This is a genomic window from Nocardioides sp. Z38_18 (genome assembly GCF_058215695.1).
This window is the reverse complement of the sequence record NZ_JBZAJE010000001.1, coordinates 1,897,396-1,918,696: the sequence shown is the minus strand read 5'-3', so window position 1 is coordinate 1,918,696 and position 21,301 is coordinate 1,897,396. Positions and strand designations below refer to the sequence as shown.

General features: G+C 70.9%; 22 protein-coding genes. 12 read left to right on the top strand and 10 right to left on the bottom strand.

What is annotated here, in order from left to right; all coding sequences use genetic code 11:
* The first annotated feature begins 174 nt into the window (after positions 1-174).
* The 11 genes from urtA (at position 175) to AC4BGC_RS09220 (ending at position 9,491) form a co-directional block, all read left to right on the top strand.
* Positions 175-1,416, top strand: coding sequence for an urea ABC transporter substrate-binding protein (gene urtA / locus AC4BGC_RS09270; RefSeq protein ID WP_490555288.1), 1,242 nt, complete (start codon positions 175-177; stop codon positions 1,414-1,416).
* A gap of 86 nt (positions 1,417-1,502) precedes the next feature.
* Complete coding sequence (gene urtB, locus AC4BGC_RS09265) at positions 1,503-2,387, top strand: urea ABC transporter permease subunit UrtB (RefSeq protein WP_490555287.1); 885 nt, start codon at positions 1,503-1,505, stop codon at positions 2,385-2,387.
* The gene (gene urtC, locus AC4BGC_RS09260) at positions 2,384-3,469 is read left to right on the top strand and encodes an urea ABC transporter permease subunit UrtC (RefSeq protein ID WP_490555286.1); all 1,086 of its coding nucleotides are present in this window, start codon (positions 2,384-2,386) and stop codon (positions 3,467-3,469) included. The genes urtB and urtC overlap by 4 nt, the downstream gene beginning before the upstream one ends.
* Positions 3,466-4,242 (top strand): urea ABC transporter ATP-binding protein UrtD, encoded by a 777-nt coding sequence (gene urtD, locus AC4BGC_RS09255; RefSeq protein ID WP_490555285.1) that lies wholly within the window; start codon positions 3,466-3,468, stop codon positions 4,240-4,242. The genes urtC and urtD overlap by 4 nt, the downstream gene beginning before the upstream one ends.
* The gene (urtE, locus tag AC4BGC_RS09250) at positions 4,242-4,937 is read left to right on the top strand and encodes an urea ABC transporter ATP-binding subunit UrtE (protein WP_490555284.1); all 696 of its coding nucleotides are present in this window, start codon (positions 4,242-4,244) and stop codon (positions 4,935-4,937) included. The genes urtD and urtE overlap by 1 nt, the downstream gene beginning before the upstream one ends.
* A 1-nt stretch (position 4,938) precedes the next feature.
* Positions 4,939-5,241 carry an urease subunit gamma gene (locus AC4BGC_RS09245; RefSeq protein WP_490544130.1) on the top strand — a complete coding sequence of 101 codons (303 nt, stop codon included), beginning with the start codon at positions 4,939-4,941 and terminating at the stop codon, positions 5,239-5,241.
* Between the two features lie 11 nt (positions 5,242-5,252).
* Positions 5,253-5,582: an urease subunit beta gene (gene ureB / locus AC4BGC_RS09240; RefSeq protein WP_490555283.1), complete on the top strand. Its 330-nt coding sequence runs from the start codon at positions 5,253-5,255 to the stop codon at positions 5,580-5,582.
* Positions 5,575-7,272: an urease subunit alpha gene (locus tag AC4BGC_RS09235; protein WP_490555282.1), complete on the top strand. Its 1,698-nt coding sequence runs from the start codon at positions 5,575-5,577 to the stop codon at positions 7,270-7,272. Before ureB ends, AC4BGC_RS09235 begins: the two co-directional genes overlap by 8 nt.
* Before the next feature lie 57 nt (positions 7,273-7,329).
* Positions 7,330-8,001: an urease accessory protein UreF gene (locus AC4BGC_RS09230; protein ID WP_490555281.1), complete on the top strand. Its 672-nt coding sequence runs from the start codon at positions 7,330-7,332 to the stop codon at positions 7,999-8,001.
* On the top strand, positions 7,994-8,719 hold the full coding sequence (ureG, locus tag AC4BGC_RS09225; RefSeq protein WP_490555280.1) for an urease accessory protein UreG: 726 nt from the start codon (positions 7,994-7,996) through the stop codon (positions 8,717-8,719). Before AC4BGC_RS09230 ends, ureG begins: the two co-directional genes overlap by 8 nt.
* Positions 8,700-9,491, top strand: a complete 792-nt coding sequence (locus AC4BGC_RS09220) for an urease accessory protein UreD (protein WP_490555279.1) — start codon at positions 8,700-8,702, stop codon at positions 9,489-9,491. The genes ureG and AC4BGC_RS09220 overlap by 20 nt, the downstream gene beginning before the upstream one ends.
* On the opposite strand, the gene AC4BGC_RS09215 is transcribed toward AC4BGC_RS09220, so the two are convergent.
* Complete coding sequence (locus tag AC4BGC_RS09215) at positions 9,445-10,023, bottom strand: helix-turn-helix domain-containing protein (RefSeq protein ID WP_490555278.1); 579 nt, start codon at positions 10,021-10,023, stop codon at positions 9,445-9,447. The two genes, AC4BGC_RS09220 and AC4BGC_RS09215, sit on opposite strands and share 47 nt — an antisense overlap.
* 95 nt (positions 10,024-10,118) lie before the next feature.
* Here AC4BGC_RS09215 and AC4BGC_RS09210 point away from each other — a divergent pair, with 95 nt between their 5' ends.
* Positions 10,119-11,036: an NAD(P)/FAD-dependent oxidoreductase gene (locus AC4BGC_RS09210; protein ID WP_490555277.1), complete on the top strand. Its 918-nt coding sequence runs from the start codon at positions 10,119-10,121 to the stop codon at positions 11,034-11,036.
* A 120-nt stretch (positions 11,037-11,156) separates the two neighbouring features.
* Here AC4BGC_RS09210 and AC4BGC_RS09205 read toward each other — a convergent pair whose 3' ends face one another.
* From AC4BGC_RS09205 to prcA, 9 genes are read right to left on the bottom strand one after another with little or no spacing between them, the layout of a single operon-like run.
* Positions 11,157-13,970 (bottom strand): DEAD/DEAH box helicase, encoded by a 2,814-nt coding sequence (locus AC4BGC_RS09205; protein WP_490555276.1) that lies wholly within the window; start codon positions 13,968-13,970, stop codon positions 11,157-11,159.
* Positions 13,967-14,842 carry a diacylglycerol kinase gene (locus tag AC4BGC_RS09200; RefSeq protein WP_490544139.1) on the bottom strand — a complete coding sequence of 292 codons (876 nt, stop codon included), beginning with the start codon at positions 14,840-14,842 and terminating at the stop codon, positions 13,967-13,969. Before AC4BGC_RS09200 ends, AC4BGC_RS09205 begins: the two co-directional genes overlap by 4 nt.
* Before the next feature lie 47 nt (positions 14,843-14,889).
* A complete protein-coding gene (gene tatC, locus AC4BGC_RS09195) occupies positions 14,890-15,729 on the bottom strand; it encodes a twin-arginine translocase subunit TatC (protein ID WP_490544140.1) in 840 nt (279 codons plus the stop codon).
* 18 nt (positions 15,730-15,747) lie between these two features.
* Entirely contained in the window at positions 15,748-16,035 is a 288-nt protein-coding gene (gene tatA, locus AC4BGC_RS09190; RefSeq protein WP_490544141.1) for a twin-arginine translocase TatA/TatE family subunit, read from the bottom strand.
* A gap of 4 nt (positions 16,036-16,039) precedes the next feature.
* Entirely contained in the window at positions 16,040-17,071 is a 1,032-nt protein-coding gene (locus AC4BGC_RS09185; protein ID WP_490555275.1) for a helix-turn-helix transcriptional regulator, read from the bottom strand.
* Positions 17,068-18,066 carry a helix-turn-helix transcriptional regulator gene (locus AC4BGC_RS09180; RefSeq protein WP_490555274.1) on the bottom strand — a complete coding sequence of 333 codons (999 nt, stop codon included), beginning with the start codon at positions 18,064-18,066 and terminating at the stop codon, positions 17,068-17,070. The genes AC4BGC_RS09185 and AC4BGC_RS09180 overlap by 4 nt, the downstream gene beginning before the upstream one ends.
* Positions 18,067-18,087: 21 nt before the next feature.
* Positions 18,088-19,041, bottom strand: a complete 954-nt coding sequence (locus tag AC4BGC_RS09175; RefSeq protein ID WP_490555273.1) for an FKBP-type peptidyl-prolyl cis-trans isomerase — start codon at positions 19,039-19,041, stop codon at positions 18,088-18,090.
* Positions 19,038-20,399, bottom strand: a complete 1,362-nt coding sequence (pafA, locus tag AC4BGC_RS09170) for a Pup--protein ligase (protein WP_490544145.1) — start codon at positions 20,397-20,399, stop codon at positions 19,038-19,040. The genes AC4BGC_RS09175 and pafA overlap by 4 nt, the downstream gene beginning before the upstream one ends.
* Before the next feature lie 34 nt (positions 20,400-20,433).
* Entirely contained in the window at positions 20,434-21,225 is a 792-nt protein-coding gene (gene prcA, locus AC4BGC_RS09165; RefSeq protein ID WP_490555272.1) for a proteasome subunit alpha, read from the bottom strand.
* Positions 21,226-21,301: the final 76 nt, after the last annotated feature.

Sequence of the window (21,301 nt, the reverse complement as noted above, 5' to 3'; positions counted from 1 at the left end):
GAGGGGAAATCTCCCTCTCCACCTGCGTGCTCCGGGTTAGGTAATCAGCCGGAAACGATTCGGGTAGGACCGCGAAACAAGCGCTCCCTACGTTGCTCGCAATTGCGGAGCACACCGTCGTGCGCCACCGGTACGGGCCCATCAGGGGCGCACGTCGAGAGGGAACCCAATTCCATGAAGCACCGTCGCCTGCGCGCGATCACGACCACATCCGTCGCCCTCGCGGCCGCCCTGGCGCTGAGCGCCTGCGGCGGCGCCAAGACCGGAGAGGAGTCGGCGTCCGCGAAGTCCTGCGTGAAGACCGACGGTGACAGCGTCAAGATCGGTCTGCTGAACTCCCTGTCGGGCACCATGGCCATCAGCGAGAGCACCGTCTCCCGCTCCCTGAAGCTGGCGGCGGAGGAGATCAACGCAGCCGGCGGCGTCGACGGCAAGCAGCTCGACGTCGTCCAGGAGGACGGCGCCTCCGAGCCGGCGAAGTTCGCGGAGAAGGCCACCAAGCTGATCCAGAAGGACTGTGTCGCCGCGGTGTTCGGTGGCTGGACCTCGTCGTCGCGCAAGGCGATGCTGCCGGTCTTCGAGGGCAACGACGCGCTGTTGTTCTATCCCGTGCAGTACGAGGGCCTCGAGTCCTCGCACAACATCTTCTACACCGGTGCCACCACCAACCAGCAGATCGTGCCGGCGATGGACTACCTGAAGAAGGAGGGCGTCAAGTCGATCTTCCTGGTCGGCTCCGACTACGTCTTCCCGCGCACGGCGAACAAGATCATCAACGCCTACGCGGAGGCCAACGGCATCGAGGTCCTCGGCGAGGAGTACGCCCCCCTCGGGCACACGGAGTTCTCCACGATCGTGAACAAGGTGAAGGCCTCGAAGGCGGAGGCGGTGTTCAACACGCTCAACGGCGACTCCAACGTCGCGTTCTTCAAGCAGTACAAGAACGTCGGCCTCACCGCCGCCAAGATGCCCGTCGTCTCGGTGTCGATCGCCGAGGAGGAGGTCGCCGGTGTCGGCGTGGAGAACCTCGTCGGCCAGCTCACGGCTTGGAACTACTACCAGACGGTGGACTCGCCGGCGAACCAGAAGTTCGTGGCCGCATTCAAGAAGAAGTACGGCGCCGACAAGGTGACCTCCGACCCGATGGAGGCCGCCTACACCTCGCTCTACCTCTACAAGGCGATGGTCGAGAAGGCCGGCTCGTGGGACGTGGAGAAGGTCATCGACGCCTCGGACGGCGTCAGCTTCGAGGCACCCGAGGGCACGGTCACGATCAACGGCGACAACCACCACATCGCCAAGACCTTCCTGATGGGCAAGGTCGGCAAGGACGGCCTGATCCGGACGGTCGGCTCCTCGGACGGCCCGATCGAACCGGACCCGTTCCTCAAGGGCTACGACTGGTGGAAGAGCTGAGTCTCCACTCCTGAATCGGGTTCCCGGCCGGACCTCCCACCGGCCGGGAACCCCTCCTCTCGACTCACCCGCGAGAAAGGCACAGCGTGGAATCCCTGCTGCTCCAGCTCTTCGTCGGACTCTCCGTCGGATCGGTCCTGCTCCTCGTCGCCCTCGGCCTGGCTCTCACCTTCGGCCAGATGGGGGTGATCAACATGGCGCACGGCGAGCTGATCATGGCCGGTGCCTACACGGCGTACGTCGTGCAGCAGATCGTCTCCGACGCCGGCGCCTCGATCCTGCTGTCCATCCCGCTGGGCTTCCTCGTCGGTGGCCTGATCGGCCTGCTGCTCGAGATGACCATCCTCAGGCGGATGTACCACCGGCCGCTGGACACGCTGCTGGTCACCTTCGGGGTCTCGCTGATCCTCCAGCAGCTGGCGCGCGACATCTTCGGCGCTCCCGCCAAGGAGGTGAACGCCCCGTCCTGGCTGTCGGGTTCGGTCTCCTTCGGCACCGTGGACCTGCCGATCGCGCGGCTGTTCATCCTCGGGCTGGCCGTGGTCTGCGTGCTGCTCGTCGCCGCGCTGCTGCTGCTCACTCCCCTGGGCCGGCGGGTGCGGGCCACGGTGCAGAACCGCGACCTCGCCGAGACCCTCGGGGTCTCCACCCGGCGTACCGACCAGGTGACGTTCTTCCTCGGCTCCGGACTCGCCGGGATCGCCGGGGTGGCGCTCACGCTCCTCGGCTCGACCGGACCCAACCTCGGCACGGCATACATCGTGGACGCGTTCCTCGTCGTCGTGGTCGGCGGCATCGGGCAGATCAAGGGGACCGTGATCGCGGCGTTCTCCCTAGGGGTCCTCCAGGCCACGTTCGAGCACTCCATGACGGCGAACATCGCCAAGGTGCTGGTGCTGCTGCTGATCGTGGCGTTCATCCAGGTCCGTCCGCAGGGCCTGTTCACGGTGCGCACCCGGAGCCTGGCATGACTGCGACGCGGAACCGGTCGCTGCGCTCGGCCCCTTCCTGGGCCCCTTTCTGGGCCCCGCTCGCCGGGTACGCCGCGCTCGCCGTCGCCCTGCTCGTCGTGGCACCCGCGGTCCTCGGTGACTTCCGGCTGACCCTGCTCGCGCGCTTCTGCTGCTACGCCATGGTCGCGGTGGGCATCGGCCTGGCCTGGGGACGCGGCGGGATGCTGACCCTGGGCCAGGGACTCTTCTTCGGACTCGGCGCCTACGCGATGGCGATGCACCTCAAGCTCGCCGACGCGACCCAGACCGACGGGGTGCCCGACTTCATGACCCTCTACGGCGACGGGGTGGTGCCGTGGTGGTGGGAGCCTTTCGCCGACCCGCTGTTCACCGTCGCGGCGATCGTGCTGCTCCCCGCGATCGTGGCGACCCTGCTCGGGGTCGCTGTGTTCAAGCGCCGGGTCAAGGGCGCCTACTTCGCGATCCTCTCCCAGGCGCTGGCCGCGGCCTTCGCGATCCTGCTGGTGGGACAGCAGAAGACGATCGGCGGGACCAACGGGCTCAACGGGTTCCAGTCGTTCTTCGGCTACTCCCTCTACGACCCGGCGAACCGGGTGATGCTCTTCTACATCGCGGCCGGGACCCTGCTCGCCGCCGTGGCGCTGGTCGCCCAGCTCTACCGCAGCCGCTACGGCGAGCTGCTCGTCGCCGTCCGCGACGGTGAGGAGCGGGTGCGGTTCCTGGGCTACGACCCGGCCAACGTCAAGCTCGTGGCCTACGTGCTCTCGGCGGTCCTCGCCGGCATCGGCGGCGCGCTGTTCGTGCCGATCGCCGGGATCATCTCGCCCGCCGACGTCGGTGTGCTCCCCTCGATCGCGTTCCTGATCGGGGTGGCCCTCGGCGGGCGTACGACGCTGCTCGGCCCGGCCGTGGGGGCGATCGCCGTGGCGTGGGCGCAGTCGAGCCTCTCCGAGACGTTCCCGTCCTTCTGGTCCTATCTGCAAGGAGGACTGTTCGTGCTGGTGATCCTGTTCCTGCCCGGAGGCCTTGCCCAGCTGCCGCGGCTGTTCCGGCGTACCCGACAGGCGGCGAGCGCATGAGCGGGGACTACCTCGAGGTCGTCGGCCTGCGGGTCGAGTTCGACGGCTTCGTCGCTGTCGACGGCGTCGACCTCACCGTGCTCCAGGGCGACCTGCGGTTCCTGATCGGGCCCAACGGCGCCGGGAAGACCACGCTGGTGGACGCGATCACCGGTCTCGTGCCCGCCTCGGGACGGGCGATCTTCGGCAACACCAACCTGCTCGACCGCAAGGTGCACCAGATCGCGCGGCTCGGGGTGTGCCGGACCTTCCAGACCGCCACGGTCTTCGAGGAGCTCACCGTGCTGCAGAACCTCGACATCGCCGCCGGCGCCAGGCGCAAGGTGCACACGATGCTCCGCGCCCGGCGAGGGGTGCCGCCCGAGGTCACCGACGCGCTCGAGACGATCGGGCTGGCCGGCCTCGCCGACCGCCCTGCCGGCGTGCTGGCCCACGGCCAGAAGCAGTGGCTGGAGATCGGGATGCTGCTGGTGCAGGACGCGCGGGTGCTGCTGCTGGACGAGCCGGTGGCCGGGATGAGCGCCGAGGAACGCGCTGAGACCGGCGAGCTGCTCCGCAGGATCGCGCAGCGCCGCACCGTCGTGGTGATCGAGCACGACATGGACTTCGTGCGCACCTACGCCGACTCGGTGACGGTGATGCACGCCGGGAAGGTGCTCACCCAGGGCACCGTCGCCGAGATCCAGGCAGACGACCGCGTCCAGGAGGTCTACCTGGGCAGGACCGTGGAGGCCGCCGTGGAAGAGGCCGAGCAGGAAGCAGGAGCGAGCTGATGCTGGAGCTGCGTGGCGTGACGACGGGATACGGCCGGACCCTGGTGGTCCACGACGTCGACCTGGTCGTGCGCGAGGGGACGGCCGTGGCCGTGATGGGCCACAACGGTGCGGGCAAGACGACCCTGCTGCGGGCCGCGGTGGGGCTGCTGCCCGTGCGCTCGGGGCAGGTGCTGATCGACGGCGAGGACGTCACCCGGCTCAAGCCACACGCCCGGGTACGCCGTGGCCTCGCCTACGTGCCCCAGGGGCAGCAGTGCTTCGCCCAGCTGACCACGCTGGAGAACCTCCAGCTGGTCACCGACGGTCGCCGCGGTGGCGCGGGCACCAGCATCGAGGACACGCTCGAGATGTTCCCGGCGCTGCGCCCGCTGCTCTCGCGCCGTGCCGGGCTGCTCTCCGGCGGCCAGCGCCAGCAGCTGTCCATCGCCCGGGCGCTGCTGACCGATCCCCGGCTGCTGATCCTCGACGAGCCCACCGAGGGCATCCAGCCCAACGTGGTCGCGGAGATCGAGCAGGTGATCCTCGACCTGACCCGGCGCGGCGACCTCTCCGTGCTGCTCGTCGAGCAGCACGTCGGCTTCGCGCTGCGCTCGACCGACCGCTACTACGTGCTCGAGGCCGGGCGGGTCACCTCCAGCGGTGACGGCGGCGCGGACGCCGTGACCGACGTGCGCGCGGCGATGGCGGTCTGAGATGCACCTGACTCCCTCGGACACCGAGAAGCTGCTCCTCGCCGTGGCCGGGATGGTCGCCCGCGACCGGCACGCGCGCGGCGTGAAGCTGAACTACCCCGAGACCGTGGCCCTGCTGAGCACCTGGGTGATCGAACGGGCCCGCGACGGCCTCTCGGTCAGCGACCTGATGGAGCTCGGCCGCGAGGTCCTGAGCCGCGACGAGGTGATGCCCGGAGTGGGCGAGATGCTCACCGACGTGCAGGTCGAGGCCACCTTCCCCGACGGGCGCAAGCTCGTCACCCTGCACCAGCCGATCGCCTGAGGAGGGCACCGATGACCCACCAACAGGCAGGCCCCGGAGCGATCCGCGTCGCCGAGGGGACCGTCGTCCTCAACGCCGACCGCACCCCGGAGGAGCGCCGTACGCTCGTGATCGTGAACACCGGGGACCGCCCGGTGCAGATCGGCTCGCACATCCACCTCGCCGAGGTCAACGAGGCACTGGCCTTCGACCGGTCCTCCGCCGAGGGGTTCCGGCTCGACATCGCCTCGGGCACCTCGCGCCGCTTCGAGCCGGGTGCGTCCCGTGAGGTCGACGTGGTCGCCCTCCGGGGTCGCCGCTCGGTCCCCGGCATCCAGGTCAAGGACGCCACCGATGGCTGAGCTCACCCGGGCGGAGTACGCCGCCCTCTACGGCCCCACCACCGGCGACCAGGTCCGTCTCGCCGACACCGACCTGTGGATCGAGGTGGAGGAGGACCTGACCTTCGGCGGCGAGGAGGCCGTCTTCGGCGGCGGGAAGTCGATCCGCGAGTCGATGGCGCAGTCGACGCTCACGCGGGCAGAGGGCGCCCTGGACACCGTGGTCACCAACGCACTCGTGCTCGACCACTGGGGCATCGTCCGCGCCGACGTGGGCATCCGCGACGGACGCATCGTGGCGCTGGGCCGCTCGGGGAACCCGGACATCGCCGACGGGGTGCATCCCGGCCTGGTCATCGGTCCCTCCACCGACGTGATCTCCGGTGAGGGCAAGATCCTCACCGCCGGCGGGATCGACGTGCACGTGCACCTGCTCTCCCGCTCCCAGCTCGCGGAGGCGCTCGCCACCGGAATCACCACCGTGGGCGGCGGTGGCACGGGTCCCTCCGAGGGGTCCAAGGCCACCACGGTCACGCCCGGGGCCTGGCACCTGCAGACGGTGCACCGTGCCCTGGACCCGCTCCCCCTCAACGTGCTGCTGATGGGCAAGGGCAACACGGTCAGCGCCGCCGGTCTGGCCGAGCAGGCCCTGGCGGGGGCGGCGGCGTACAAGGTGCACGAGGACTGGGGCGCCACGCCTGCCGCCATCGACTCCGCGCTCCGGGCGGCCGGCGAGTTCGGGCTCCAGGTCGCGCTGCACTCCGACAGCCTCAACGAGGCCGGCTACCTCGAGTCGACCCTGCGAGCCATCGGCGGCCGGTCGATCCACGCCTTCCACGCCGAGGGCGCGGGCGGTGGCCACGCCCCCGACATCCTGCGCGTGGCCGGGCAGCCCAACGTGATCCCGGGCTCCACCAACCCGACCCTGCCGCACACCGTGAACACCGTCGCCGAGCACCTCGACATGCTGATGGTCTGCCACCACCTCAACCCCCGGGTGGCCGAGGACCTCGCGTTCGCCGAGTCCCGGATCCGCGCCACCACGATCGCCGCCGAGGACGTGCTGCACGACCTCGGGGCGCTGTCGATCACCTCCTCGGACGCGCAGGCGATGGGCCGCATCGGCGAGGTGATCTGCCGGACCTGGCAGGTGGCCCACGTGATGAAGCACCAGCGCGGGGACCTGGGCGGTCCCGCCGACAACGTCCGCGCGAAGCGGTACGTCGCCAAGTACACGATCAACCCGGCGATCGCCCACGGCATCGACCACGAGGTCGGCTCGGTCGAGCCCGGCAAGCTCGCCGACCTGGTGCTCTGGGAGCCGAAGTTCTTCGGGATCCGGCCGAGCGTGGTGATCAAGGGCGGCGCCCTGGTGTGGGGCGCGCTGGGTGACCCCAACGCCTCGATCCCCACCCCGCAGCCGGTGCTGATGCGACCGACCCTGGTCGACCAGGACGGCGCCGACCACGCGGTGACCTTCGTGTCCCCGGCGGCCCTGGAGGACGGACTGGCGGACCGGCTGGGGCTGCGCAGGCGGCTCGCGGCGCTGCGGCCCACCCGCGAGGTCGGCAAGGCGCAGATGGTGAACAACTCCGCCCTGCCGCGGATCGACGTGGACGCCGAGACGTTCGCGATCCACATCGACGGCGAGCTCGTCGTACCCTCCCCCGCGACCGAGCTGCCCCTGGCGCAGCTCTACTCCCTGTTCTGATGGGCCTGTTCTGATGGGCCTGTTCTCGATGGACCAGTCTTCGATGCGGCCGGCGTGATGTCCGAGCTGGTCCTGATGCTTCTCGCGGACGCCCGGCTGCCGGTGGCGGGGCACACCCAGTCCGCGAACCTGGAGCCGGCGCTCCGGGCGGGCCCCGACCTGGGACTGGACCCCGCCGAGGTGCCGGCGTACCTCGCCGCTCGGCTGCGCTCGGTGACCCTGGTGGAAGCCGGCACGGCGGTGGTGGCGCTGCACCATCTGCGCTCGGGTGAGTCGCTGGAGCCGGTCGAGGAGGCCTGGGCCGCCCGGACGCCCAGTGCTGCGATGCGGACCACTTCCCAAGCGATGGGCCGGGCGATGCTGCGGCTCGCCACCGCCCTGTGGCCCGACGCGGCGTCGGTGCGCGTCGCCGGAGCGCTGCGCACGCCCTCGCGCGCACTCGTCCTCGGAGCGGTCGCGGCCGCAGCCGGGCTGGCACCTGCGTCCCTGGCCCGCCTCATCGGGTACGACGACGTGCTCACCGTGACCTCGGCCGCCCTCAAGCTCGCGCCGCTGGACCCCGCGGTGACGACCCGCTGGGCCCTGGAGGCGATGCCCGCCATCGAGCAGCTCGCTGCCTCGGTGTCGACCCTGACCCACCCGGAGGCCATCCCGGCCACCGGCTCACCGCAGATCGAGGCGTGGGCCGAGGCCCATGCCCGCACCACACGGAGGTTGTTCAGTGCCTGAGTTCCCCGCTGTCCCGCACCCCACCGCCAGGAGAGCGCTGCGTCTGGGGGTCTGCGGCCCGGTCGGCACCGGCAAGAGCTCGATCATCGCGCTGCTGTGCCGTGAGCTGTCCGCGACCCACGAGCTGGCGGTGATCACCAACGACATCTACACCGACGAGGACGCCCGTTTCCTGCGCTCGGCCGGCGTGCTGGACCCCGAGCGCATCCGCGCGGTGGAGACCGGAGCCTGTCCGCACACCGCGATTCGCGACGACATCACCGCCAACCTGATCGCGGTCGAGTCGCTCGAGGAGGACTTCACCCCGCTCGACCTCGTCCTCGTGGAGTCGGGCGGCGACAACCTGACCGCCACCTTCTCCCCCGCGCTGGTCGACGTGCAGATCTTCGTCCTCGACGTCGCGGGCGGTGGCGACGTGGCCCGCAAGGGCGGGCCCGGCATCGAGCGTGCGGACCTCCTGGTGGTGAACAAGACCGACCTGGCACCCCACGTCGGCGTCGACTGTCCGCAGATGGTCCTCGACGCGACCGCCGCCCGGGGTGGGCGCCCGGTGGTCGCACTTTCCCGGCACGACCGCGCCTCGGTCGGCGAGCTCACCGAGTGGGTGCGGGGGCGGCTGCGCACGTTCGCGGAGGGTGACCTGGTGCCGGTCGACCCGGGCCCGATGGCCCGGCACTCGCACTCCCACGAGCACGACCATGAGCACGCGCACGCCTGAGCGGGCGGCGGCGTTCCGGCCGACGGCGCGTACGGAGGTGGTGGTCGCCGCGGTCCCCGGCGGCCGGTGCCGGGTGCGGATGTGGACCAGCGCGCCGGACGGTGCCGCCTCGCTGCGCGCGATGCTGCTCTCCTCGGGTCCGGACCACGCCACGGTGGCCCTGGTCCCCGAGGGGGCGATGCTGCTCGCAGGAGACCGCATCGAGGTCGGCTGCCGCGTCGGTGCCGGAGTCACGCTCACGGTCGTGGAGCCGGCCGGCACCGTCGCCTACGACATGCGCGGCGGCGAGCCCGCACGCTGGGACGTCGACCTGACGGTGGAGGACGACGCCACCCTGGTCTGGCAGGGCCTGCCGTTCGTGGCGGCAGCGGGGTCCGAGGTCGACCGGCACACCCGGGTGGAGCTGGCCCCGGGCGCGGCCCTGCTCCTGCGTGAGACTCTCGTGCTCGGACGGTCCGGGGAGCCGGCGGGGACGATCCGCTCGCGCACCCGGGTCACCAGCAAGGGCCGTCCCGTGCTGGTGGAGGACCTGGAGCTCGCCTGCGCCACGCAGGTGCCCGGCCTGCTCGGGCAGCACCGCGTGCTCGACTCGATCCTCGAGATCGGCTCCCCCGGGGCGGTGGCCGCCCCCGGTGCGCTGGAGCTCGCGGGCGGCGGCCGGCTCCACCGCGAGCTGGCGCGGGAGACCCACGAGAGCGGGCTGGGTCAGGCCTGGGCGGCCGCGCTCACGTCGTACGGGCCCGGACGTGCATCCGCTCGCCCTCGCGGCTGAAGATCGACAACACCTCGACCGGGCGCGCGTCGGCGCCGCCGAACCAGTGCGGGACCCGGGTGTCGAACTCGGCCGCCTCGCCGGGCTCCAGGACCAGGTCGTGCTCGCCCAGCCGCATCCGCAGCCGGCCGTTGAGCACGTAGAGCCAGTCGTAGCCCTCGTGGGTCTGCAGGTTCGGCGTACGCCGGTCCGACCCGGCCGGGATGGTGATCTTGTACGCCTGCAGGCCGCCTGCTCGCCGGGTGAGCGGGACCATCGTCATCCCGTGCATCCGGATCGGCTCGGTGCGGACCCTGGGGTCGTCGGTCGCCGGCGCCCCCACGAGCTCGTCCAGCGGGACCTGGTAGGTCCTGGCCAGCGGGAGCAGCAGCTCCAGCGTCGGCTTGCGCTGCCCCGACTCCAGCCGGGAGAGCGTGCTGACCGAGATGCCGGTGGAGCCGGAGAGCTCGGCCAGGGTGAGCTCGTGCTCCTGGCGCAGCACCCGCAGGCGCCCTCCCACAGCATCGAGCACGTCATCGGTGACCTCGTCCATGCCGACCAGTTTGCCAGTGTGGCAACGAAGGTTGTCAAGCTGGCCGCACGCGGCGCAGGGTGGGCGTCAAGGAAGTCCGAGGTGAGGAGCAGGACATGGACATCGATCACGAGGTCATCGTCATCGGCGGCGGAGCAGCCGGCCTGAGCGCGGCGGTCGCGCTCGGCCGCTCCCGCAGGAGCGTGCTGGTGATCGACGCCGGCGAGCCGCGCAACGCACCGGCCGAGGGCGTCCACAACTTCCTCTCCCGGGAGGGGACCGCACCTGGGGAGCTGCTCGCGATGGGCCGCAGCGAGGTGGAGGCCTACGGCGGGCAGATCCGTGCGGGCCGGGTCGTCCGCGCCGAGAGGACCGATGACGGTTTCAGGGTGGTCCTGGAGGACGGCGCCGTGGTCACCGCGCGGCGACTCGTCCTGGCGACCGGTCTCGTCGACGAGCTCCCCGAGGTCCCCGGCCTGCGGGAGCGCTGGGGCCGAGATGTCCTGCACTGCCCCTACTGCCACGGGTACGAGGTGCGCGACCAGCAGCTGGTGGTCCTCGGGACCGTCCCAGGGTCAGTGCACCAGGCGCTGCTGTTCAGCCAGCTCACCGACGACCTGACCTTGCTGGCACACGGATTCGAGCCCGACGAGGAGGCGCGCCGGATGCTGGCCGCCGCCGGGGTCGCGGTGGTCGAGGGGCGGGCCTGCGCGGTCGAGGTCGAGGACGACGCCGTCCGCGGCCTGCGGCTGGAGGACGGTCGGCTGCTCCCCGCGGAGGCGATCACCGTGGCGTCGTACCTGCGGCCGAGCGGCGACCTCCTCAGCGGGCTGGGGGTGGAGGTGGCCGCGCACTCCTCGGGCCTGGGCGAGCACGTGGTCGTCGACGAGATGCGGCGTACCTCCGTGCCCGGGGTGTACGCCGCCGGCAACCTGACCGACCTCGGCGCCCAGGTGATGGCGTCGGCTGCCAGCGGGACGGTCACCGGCGCGATGGTGAACCTGGACCTGGTGATGGCGGGGATCGGGGCCTGAGCTGGACGCAGCGGCGTGGTGCGGGGTTCTTCTGCGGGGTTGTGGACGCTCTGGGCCCGGCAGGGGGCTTGATGAGCGTCCATAACCCCGATTTACATAGGGCTCGGGGCCAGCCCCCTGCTACTCGCTGACGCTGGAGTAGGCGACGACCCCGCGGCGCAGGCGGGCCGAGGTCTCGCGGGCGACCTTGCGCAGCTCGGCGCTGGTGGTCGCCCCCGCCACCTGGTCGGTGAGGTCCAGGAGCTGCTTGACCCAGCGGACGAAGTCGCCCGCGGCGAGGTCGGTGGCCTCGAGGATGTCGTCGAGCTCGTCGCCCTCGGCCCAGCGGTGCGCCGCCCAGGCGAAGCCGAGGTCGGGCTCGTGCAGCTGGTCGAGGTGGTGCTCCCGCTCGAGTACCTCGAGGTCGCCCCAGATCGAGACCATCTCGGCCAGGATCCCCTTCACCGCTCCCCCGGGCAGCCGCGGGGCCACGGCGTCGTCGGGCCGGCGGGACTCGTAGACGAGCGTGGAGAGCACCGCGGCCAGACCCGAGGGGTCGAGCCCGTCCCAGAGGCCGGCCCGCAGCGACTCCGCGGTGAGCAGGTCCATCTCGTTGTAGATCCGCATCAGGGTGCGGCCGCGCTCGGTCACCGTCGACTGCCGGCCCTCACCCTCGAGGTAGCCCAGCGTGGTGAGCACGTCGCAGACCCGGTCGAACTGCCGCGCGATGGTGTTGGTGCGCTGCTCGATCCGGCGCTTGAGCGTCTTCGCGTCGCGGTCGAGCTTGAAGTAACGCTCCGACCAGCGCGCGTGGTCCTCACGGTCCGGGCAGCCGTGGCACGGGTGGGACCGGAGCTCGCGGCGCAGCTCCTCGATCCGGCGGTCCTCGACCGGGTTGTGCGCGGACGGGCCGTGGCCGCCGCGCTTCCACGGTGGCGGCTGGGTCAGCCCGTGCGTCCGGTCCCGCAGGGCCGAGGCGAGGTCGCGACGCGACTGCGGGTTGCGGCCGTTGAAGTTCTTGGGGATCTTCACCCGGGTGATCGCGGCGACCGGGGTCGGGAAGTCGATCAGGCTCAGCCGCCGGGCGTGCCGGTCGGCGGTCAGCACGTAGGGCCGGGGGCCCTCCCGGTCCGCCCGGGCCCCGGGGTCGAGGACCACCGCCATCCCGGAGAAGCGGCCGGACGGCACCTCGATCACGTCGCCGGGGCGCAGGGCCTCCAGGGAGTCGACCACTTCCTGGCGCTGGTCGAACCGGCGGGACTTGGCCAGCTTCTTCTCGGTCTCCGAGAGCCGGTGCCGCAGGGCGGCGTACTCCATGAAGTCGCCGAGGTGGCACGCAGCCGCGTCGGCATACCCCGCCAGCGCGTCCTCGCTCTTGCGCAGCTGCCGCGCCAGCCCGACCACGGCCTTGTCGGCCTGGAACTGGGCGAACGAGGACTCCAGCAGCTCACGCGCTCGCTCGCGGCCGAACTGGTGCACCAGGTTGACCGCCATGTTGTACGACGGCCGGAAGCTCGACTTGAGCGGGTAGGTGCGCGTCGAGGCGAGGCCCGCGACCGCCTTGGGGTCGAAGCCCTGCTGCCACAGCACGACGCCGTGGCCCTCGACGTCGATGCCGCGACGCCCGGCTCGGCCGGTGAGCTGGGTGTACTCCCCCGGCGTGATGTCTGCGTGCGTCTCGCCGTTCCACTTCGAGAGCTTCTCGATGACCACCGAGCGCGCGGGCATGTTGATGCCGAGCGCGAGCGTCTCGGTGGCGAAGACCACCCGGCACAGGCCGCGCAGGAACAGCTCCTCGACGCACTCCTTGAACGTGGGCAGCATCCCGGCGTGGTGCGAGGCGATGCCGCGGGAGAGCCCGTCGAGGAACTCGTGGTAGCCGAGCACCTGCAGGTCCTCGTCGGGGAGGTTCGAGCAGCGCTCCTGGACGAACGCGACGATCTCGTCTCGCTCCTCCGGTGAGGTCAGCCGCAGGTTGGCGTTCAGGCACTGCTGCACCGCCGCGTCGCAGCCGACCCGGCTGAAGATGAACACGATCGCCGGCAGCAGCCCGGCCCGGTCGAGCTGGGCGACCACGTCGCTGCGGCTCGGGGTCCAGGCGGCGCGGGGGTTGCCCGGCCCGCGGGCACCCCCCTTGGCCTTGCCGCCGCGGGGCGTGCGGCGGTCCTTCATCCGGCCGCGAGCCCAGTCGTCGCGGGCCACGCGGACGAGCTCGGGGTTGACCTGGGGCTCGCGCTGCCTGGCCTCGAGCTCGGCGGGGTCGGTGCCGGTCTCGTCGGCGAACAGGTCATACATCCGGCGGCCCACGATCACGTGCTGGTAGAGCGGCACGGGGCGGCGCTCCTCGACGATCGTGGTCGTCTCCCCGCGGACGGTGCCCAGCCACTCCCCGAACTCCTCGGCGTTGCTGACCGTGGCCGAGAGCGAGGCCAGCGCCACCGACTCGGGGAGGTGGATGATGACCTCCTCCCACACGGCGCCACGCATCCGGTCGGCGAGGTAGTGCACCTCGTCCATCACCACGAACCCGAGCGAGTCCAGGGTCCGCGACCCGGCGTACAGCATGTTGCGGAGCACCTCGGTGGTCATCACGACCACGGGCGCCTCGCCGTTGATGCTGTTGTCGCCGGTGAGCAGGCCGACGTTCTCGGCGCCGTACCGCCTGGCGAGGTCGTTGTACTTCTGGTTCGACAGCGCCTTGATCGGCGTGGTGTAGAAGGCCTTGCGGCCGCTCTCCAGCGCGAGGTGCACGGCGAACTCGCCGACGATCGTCTTGCCGGACCCGGTCGGGGCAGCGACCAGCACCGAGCGGCCCTCCTCGAGCTCGCGGCAGGCGCGCACCTGGAAGTCGTCGAGGCCGAAGTCGAGCCGGGAGGCGAAGTCCGCCAGCCGGGGGTGCTCACGGTTGCGGCGGTAGCGGGCGTACTGCTCCGAGGGGGAGGTGCCGGTGCTCATGGGACCAGCACCCTCAGCGCGAGCGGGGCGACCTCGACGGTCAGGGGCAGGGCGGCGATCCGCTCGCCGTCGGCGTACGCCGTGATGCCGGGAGCGGCGATGGTGATCTTCCTGCCCTGGTGGTGCCGGTAGTCGCGGTGGTGCACGTGGGTGCCCTTGAACAGCTTCGGGTAGGTGCGGATCAGCGCCGGCTTGCTCATCGGCCGGATCACGACCACGTCGAGGAGCCCGTCGTCGAGAAGGGCGCCTTCGGTGATCCGCAGGCCGCCGCCGAACGAGGGACCGTTGCCGACCGCGACCATCATCGCGTCGAAGCGGTGCTGCACCCCGTCGATGTCCAGGGTGTAGGGCAGCGGCTTGAAGGTGCGCAGCTCGGCGAGGGTGGCCACGTTGTAGCGCATCTGCCCCCGGGGCCAGGACATGTTGTTGGCGCGCTCGTTCACGACTGCGTCGAAACCGGCCGCGAGCACGGTCAGGAAGTACTTCGAGCCGATCCGGGCGAGGTCGACGCGCCGCTCCCTGCCGCCGATCACCACGTCGGTGGCGGCAGCGACGTCTCCGCGCGGGAGGTCGAAGTAGCGCGCGGTGTCGTTGCCGGTGCCGGCGGGGATCAGCCCCAGTCGGGTCTCGCTGCCGGCCAGTGCCTGGAGCGCGAGGTGCACCATCCCGTCGCCCCCGACGACCACCAGGGTGCTCACCCCGTCCTGGACGCACTGGCGGGCCAGGTCCAAGGACTCGTCGGCGTCACGGCCCACCAGGTTGCGCACCGTGTAGCCGGCGTCCCGCAGGCGGGGAAGGGCCTCCTCGACGATGCGCGGCCCCTTGCCCCGACCTGCCTGGGGGTTGGTGAGCAACGCGATCTGGGTGGACACGGTGAAACCCTATCTGCCGTGGTGGGGCCGTCCCGGACGGTCGGTGCTCACAGGGGCGAGGCGGTGTCGTCGTCCCACTGCGAGACAGCCTGCTTGCGGGCGCGCCTGCGGTCGGCGACGCGGGCGATGATCTCGCTGATGAAGATCAGCGCGAGCATCGGCAGGGCCAGCATCAGCATCGAGAACGGGTCGGTGGAGGGGGTCGCGACCGCGGCGAAGATGAACGTGCCCACCACGATCCAGGGGCGGTACTGGCCCAGCGACTTGCCCGAGATGACGCCGGCGAAGTTCAGCAGCACGATGAACAGCGGGATCTCGAAGGCGACGCCGAAGACCAGGAGCATCCGGGTGATGAACGTGAAGAAGTCGCCGAACTCGGTGAGCTGGGTCAGCTCGAGGGGCGTGAACCCGATCAGGGCCGCGATGCCCTTGGGCAGCACGTAGTAGCCCACGGCGACGCCGGCGATGAACAGCGGGCCGGCCACGACGGCGAACAGCCGGGTCCACCGACGCTCGTTCGCGTGCAGGCCGGGGACGATGAAGGCCCAGATCTCGTAGAGCCACAACGGTGAGGTGCCCACGATCCCGGCCACGCCGCACAGCTTGAGCTGCAGGAGCAGCGGGCTGCCGATGCCGGTGATCACCGCCTGGGTCTGGACCTCCTGGTCGAGAGCCTTCGAGGCATCGAGGTAGGGCTGGTAGATCAGGTCGAAGAGCTGCTGCCAGAAGAAGAGCGCGATGATCGTGCCCACGACCAGGTAGAGCGAGCACCGCATGATGCGGGCTCGGAGCTCACGGAAGTGGTCCCCGAGGGACATCCGGCCGCCCTCGCCGACGGGATCCCGTGGGCGACCACGGAAGAGCTCGACGACACCGCCGAGTGACACTGCTGCGCTGCTCCGTCGTCAGATGCTGCCCGGGCCGGCGGGGCCCTCGGGCCGTACGTCGCGCTCGGTGTCCGCGGCGGCACGGTTCTGGGCGTTGATCTGCCGCTGCTCGGGGGTCAGGTCGTCGTCGTCGTCATCGATCAGGCCCTTGGTCTCGGCCTTGAAGATCCGCAGGGCGCGACCGCTGCCGCGAGCCAGCTCGGGCAGCTTCTTGGCCCCGAAGAGGAGCACGAGCACCCCGAAGATGATCAGGAGCTCGGTGGTACCGAGGCCCGCGAACAGAGGAGTGACCAGTGCTGATGTCATGCACTCATCCTACGCCGCCATCATCTGCTTGTGCGGACGCTTGGCCGGAGTGGTCGCTGCCGTCCTCCGCGTAGAGGCCCAGTGTCGCGCGTGCGGTGCGGACCACCTCGTCGCGCAGCGTCGTGGGGGCCACGACGGTGACGGCCGGTGCCAGGCGCATCGCCAGGCGCACCAGCCACCGTGGGTCGCTGACCCGGAGACTGACCTCGAGCCGGCCCTCGCCGAGCTCCTCGACGCTGTCGACCGGGTAGTAGTCGGCCATCCACCGGGCGGGGCGCTCGAGGTGGACCACGGCCACGATGTCGTCGGGGCCGGGCTCGAAGAGTCCCTCGGAGAGGTCGCGCCGCTCCAGGGAGTGCTCCTGGCGCGGTGCGTCGACCAGCTCCACGGCGTGCATCCGGTCCAGCCGGAACAGCCGCCGCGCCGAGGTGAGGTGGCACCAGGCGTCGAGGTAGTCGTGACCGTCGCTGCTCAGCAGCTCCAGGGGGTCCACGGTGCGCTGGGTGGTCTCGTCGCGGGTGGGGACGTAGTAGTCCAGACGGGCCTGCCGGTCGGTCGCGATCGCCTCGGCCAGCAGCTTCGCGTGCTGGTCGGCGAGGTCGGAGCGGGGCAGGTGCACCTCGACGCGTGGGGTGGCCGTGCCGGTGGCGGCGGCGTCCTCGAGCTTGACCAGGCACCGTTCGATGACCTCGTGCGAGGCCTCGGGGCTGCCCTCCCGGAGGGCGCGCAGCGCCACGATCAGCGCGGAGGCCTCCGAGCTGCCCAGCCGGACGGGACGGGCGAGGAACTCCGCGTTCTCGATGTGTACGACGCCTTCGGGATCGTCCTCGATCGCCTCGAAGTCGACCTCGATCATCTTGTCCGGGGTCAGGCCGGGCAGCCCGCACATCCAGAGCACCTTCAGGTCCTTCATGATCTGCTCCGGACCGACCGAGAAGTCCGCCGCGACCTCGGTGAGGGACACGCCGCTGCGGCTCTGCAGGTACGGAACCAGCGCGAGCAGTCGCGAGACCTGCTCCCGGGCGCCGCCGCTCACAGCGACGCCCCCGCCGGGCTCGCCGGGGCGCACAGGTGCTCGAGCCGGTTGCGGACCGAGGTGCGCAGCTCGGCCGGGGACTCCACCACGACCGTGTCGGCGTACCCCAGCAGCTCGCCGGCGAAGTCCGTCTCCGACACGTAGGGCACCTCGAGCCGGTCCCAGCCGGGCGTGCCGTCGGGTCCGGTCAGGTCGCGCGCAGCGACCTCGGCCCGGCGTCGCAGGTCGATGGCCGAGCCCGCCCTGACCAGCACGGTGGCGGTGCGGTCCGGCTGGCGCGGGGCCAGCGACTGCGACAGCGTCCGCAGGTCGGTGCCCTCGGGCACGGTGAACGACCCCGCGGGGCCGGTCGGCTCGACCTCCGAGACGATCCGGCTCAGGCGGAACATCCGCGGCTCCCCCCGGTCGGTGTCGAGCCCGGCGACGTACCACCGGCCCTGGGCGGTGACCACGCCCCAGGGCTCGACGTGGCGGGTGGAGGCGTCTCGCTGGCCCGCCCGCTTGTAGTCGAACCGGACCGGGGTCCGGTGCACGGTCGCCTGCCACATCGACTCGAACGCGGGCTCCTCGGCCACCAGGGTCGGCTGGACCTGCTCCAGCTGCTCGCGGTCGAAGCTCAGGCCGGCGGCCTTCAGCTTCACCAGGGCGTCCGAGGTCGCGGCCGCGAGTCCGGCGTGACGCCACACCCGGGCCGCCAGGCCGAGGACCGCCACCTCGTCGGCGGTGAAGTCGATCGCGGGGAGCTCGAAGGCGTCCCGCTTGATCCGGTAGCCCTGCTCGTCCTCGAAGAACTTGTCCACGAACCCGGTCTCGAGCGGGATGCCCAGCGCACGCAGGTCGTCCTTGTCGCGCTCGAACATGCGATCGAACGCCTCGTCGCTGCTCTCGCGGTAGGGCTCCATCAGCGCACGGATCTGCTCCTTGGTGGTGTAGTTGCGCGCCACCAGCAGCAGGATGACGAGGTTGAGCAGGCGTTCGGACTTCGCAGCGGACACGTGTCTCCTATTTCGGATCGCTCAGCCCACGCCGAGCAGGTCGACGATGAAGGCCAGGGTCGAGTTGGCGGGGATGCCGGGCTGGGGCGTCTCACCGTAGGCGAGGGACGGCGGGGTCAGGATGAGCAGCCTGGCGCCCTCTCGGCGGCCCGCCAGGGCCCGGTCCCAGGCGGGGATCATGCCGGTCGCGGTGCCGAGCGAGACGAACGTGGGCTCGGTGCTGAACGTCTCCTGCGCGGGTTCCTCGGCCCCCCACACCTGCAGGAGGTAGTCCACGGCGACCCGGTCCGGAGTCTCCACGACGTCGCCGGTGCCTTCGCGCAGGGGGATCACCACCAGGGACCGCGGCGCGCGGACACCGGTGAAGTCGAAGCCGGTGGGCGTGCCGTCCTTCTCCACGAGCCGGGGCGCGGCCGTCGAGGAGGCGTTGCTCGCCACGTCCGGCCCGGTGGGGCCGTCGAGCACGGAGGTGGGGTCGGTGGAGAGGATGTCGGCGACCATCACCACGGGGTCGCCCCCCTTCATCCCGAACTGGGGGGCGCCGCTCGAGCCGTAGGCGTCGTCGGAGGTGGAGACGACCACCACCCTGGTGTCAGCCGACTTGCCGACCAGCGCCCGTGCCAGCGCGGGGAACACCTGGTCGCCGAGCTTGATGTCGAGGGGCCGCTGTCCCGCGTCGAGGGTGGAGATCGTCCGCTCCCCGGTGCGACCGTTGGCCAGGGTGAGCTGAAGGATCACGGTGGAGTCCTCCCCCACCTTGTCGCCGTCACCGGGGACCGTGACCCACGCCGTGGTCTCGTCGAGGTCGAGCGGGGCCTGGATGTCGATGCTGGGGAGCCGGTTGAAGCTGCCGCCCACCTTGACCTGGTCACGCAGGCTGGCCACCTGGTCCTGGCCGGCTGAACCGCAGGCCGAGGCCGCCAGCACCGCCGTCATGGTGAACGCGGCAGCGGCGATGCGCTGCCGTTGCGTCACATTCCCTCGATCAGACGCTCGACGCGCTCGTCGTGGGACCTGAACGGGTCCTTGCACAGCACGGTGCGCTGGGCCTGGTCGTTGAGCTTGAGGTGGACCCAGTCGACGGTGAAGTCGCGGCGCCGCTCCTGGGCCCGCTTGATGAAGTCGCCGCGCAGCCGGGCCCGGGTGGTCTGCGGGGGCACGGACTTGGCCCGGTAGATCGCGAGGTCGGTGGTGACCCGCTTGACTGCCCCACGCTTCTCGAGCAGGTAGTAGAGCCCGCGCTCGCGGTGGATGTCGTGGTAGGCGAGGTCGAGCTGGGCGACCCGGGGGTGGCCGAGCGGGAGCCCGTGCTTGGCCCGGTACCGGTCGATCAGCTTCCACTTGATCACCCAGTCGATCTCCCGCTCGACCAGGGACAGGTCGCCGGAGTCGACTGCCTTGAGGCCGCGCTCCCACAGGTCGAGCGCCTGCTCGATGATCGGGGTGCTCAGCTCGCGCCGGTCCACGAAGTCGCGCGCGCGGGAGAGGTACTCCCCCTGGATGTCGAGGACGCTGGCCTCGCGGCCGTTCGCGAGACGCACCTTGCGGCGCCCGGTCATGTCGTGGGAGATCTCGCGGATCGCCCGGATGGGGTTCTCCATGGTGAGGTCGCGCATCACCACGCCCTCCTCGATCATCCGCAGCACGAGGTCGCAGCTGGCCACCTTGAGCATGGTGGTCGTCTCGCTCATGTTGGAGTCGCCCACGATCACGTGCAGGCGGCGGAAGCGCTCGGCGTCGGCGTGCGGCTCGTCGCGGGTGTTGATGATCGGTCGCGAGCGGGTGGTCGCGCTGGAGACGCCCTCCCAGATGTGCTCGGAGCGCTGGCTGACCGAGTACGACGCCCCTCGCGGGGTCTGGGTGACCTTCCCGGCCCCGACGATGATCTGGCGGGTGACCAGGAACGGGATCAGCACATCGGCGAGCTTGCTGAACTCCCCGTGCCGGCTGACCAGGTAGTTCTCGTGGCAGCCGTAGGAGTTGCCGGCGCTGTCGGTGTTGTTCTTGAACAGGTAGACGTCACCGGAGATGCCCTCGTCGCGCAGACGACGCTCGGCGTCGACCAGCAGGCCCTCCAGGACCCGCTCCCCCGCCTTGTCGTGGGTGACGAGGTCGACGATGTCGTCGCACTCGGGGGTGGCGTACTCGGGGTGGCTGCCGACATCGAGGTACAGCCGCGCTCCGTTCGCCAGGAACACGTTGCTGCTGCGACCCCAGCTGACGACCTTGCGGAACAGGTAGCGAGCCACCTCGTCAGGTGAGAGGCGTCGCTGCCCCTTGAACGTGCACGTGACGCCGTACTCGTTCTCGATTCCGAAGATTCGCCGGTCCACGTGTCCAGACTAGGTGGCCACTGGGGATAACGGGTCAGGGCGCGACAGGTGGATCGTCCTCCGGACGTTCGGTGTCTCCCCCGGCGTCCCCCCCGGCGTCCCCCCCAGCGTCCCCCGCAGCCTCTCTCGCGGTGTCCCCCAGGACACCGCGGAGCACGACCTCGTCGAGGCGCTTGAACTTGCGCTCCTGGGTGCGGGTGCGGTCCAGGACGGCAACCTCGAGGTCGCCCGCCGCGATGTCGCGGTGGCCGCTCTCGCTGTGACCCAGTGCTGCCGCGGTGAGCTTGAGGGCGTCGTCCCTGGACAGCCCCAGCGTGTACCGCTCCTGGAGGTACGCCGTCACGGAGTCCGCCGCGCCACCCATCACCGCGAAGTCGCGCTCCTCGACGACCTGGCCGTCGAAGGTGAGCCGGAAGATCTGGTCGTCCCCGGGCGTGTCCCCGACCTCGGCGACGAAGATCTCGATCTCGTAGGGCTTCTCGGCCCCGCTGGAGAAGATCGTGCCCAGGGTCTGCGCGTAGGCGTTGGCCAGGCCCCGCCCGGAGACGTCGCGCCGGTCGTAGGAGTACCCCCGCATGTCGGCGAGGCGGACCCCGGCGATGCGCAGGTTCTCGAACTCGTTGTAGCGCCCCACGGCCGCGAACGCGATCCGGTCGTAGATCTCGCTCACCTTGTGCAGGGCCGCGGAGGGGTTCTCGGAGACGAACAAGACCCCGTCGGCGTAGCGGACGACTGCGACGGACCGCCCGCGGCCGATCCCCTTGCGGGCGAAGTCGGCCCGGTCCTTCATCAGCTGCTCGGGCGAGACGTAGAACGGCATGCTCATGAGCGACCTCCGGTCGCCCATGAGCATGCCGGAGCATGACTGTGTTCGATGGTTCCCTCGCTGCGCTCGGTCACGT

Coding starts and splice junctions, on each gene's coding strand:
- AC4BGC_RS09230 (WP_490555281.1), top strand. CDS start 7,330: ATGTCCGAGCTGGTCCTGATGCTTCTCGCGGACGCCCGGCTGCCGGTG.
- tatA (WP_490544141.1), bottom strand. CDS start 16,035: ATGACATCAGCACTGGTCACTCCTCTGTTCGCGGGCCTCGGTACCACC.
- urtA (WP_490555288.1), top strand. CDS start 175: ATGAAGCACCGTCGCCTGCGCGCGATCACGACCACATCCGTCGCCCTC.
- prcA (WP_490555272.1), bottom strand. CDS start 21,225: ATGAGCATGCCGTTCTACGTCTCGCCCGAGCAGCTGATGAAGGACCGG.
- AC4BGC_RS09235 (WP_490555282.1), top strand. CDS start 5,575: ATGGCTGAGCTCACCCGGGCGGAGTACGCCGCCCTCTACGGCCCCACC.
- AC4BGC_RS09245 (WP_490544130.1), top strand. CDS start 4,939: ATGCACCTGACTCCCTCGGACACCGAGAAGCTGCTCCTCGCCGTGGCC.
- AC4BGC_RS09220 (WP_490555279.1), top strand. CDS start 8,700: ATGAGCACGCGCACGCCTGAGCGGGCGGCGGCGTTCCGGCCGACGGCG.
- urtC (WP_490555286.1), top strand. CDS start 2,384: ATGACTGCGACGCGGAACCGGTCGCTGCGCTCGGCCCCTTCCTGGGCC.
- AC4BGC_RS09210 (WP_490555277.1), top strand. CDS start 10,119: ATGGACATCGATCACGAGGTCATCGTCATCGGCGGCGGAGCAGCCGGC.
- urtE (WP_490555284.1), top strand. CDS start 4,242: ATGCTGGAGCTGCGTGGCGTGACGACGGGATACGGCCGGACCCTGGTG.
- ureB (WP_490555283.1), top strand. CDS start 5,253: ATGACCCACCAACAGGCAGGCCCCGGAGCGATCCGCGTCGCCGAGGGG.
- AC4BGC_RS09215 (WP_490555278.1), bottom strand. CDS start 10,023: ATGGACGAGGTCACCGATGACGTGCTCGATGCTGTGGGAGGGCGCCTG.
- AC4BGC_RS09205 (WP_490555276.1), bottom strand. CDS start 13,970: ATGAGCACCGGCACCTCCCCCTCGGAGCAGTACGCCCGCTACCGCCGC.
- urtD (WP_490555285.1), top strand. CDS start 3,466: ATGAGCGGGGACTACCTCGAGGTCGTCGGCCTGCGGGTCGAGTTCGAC.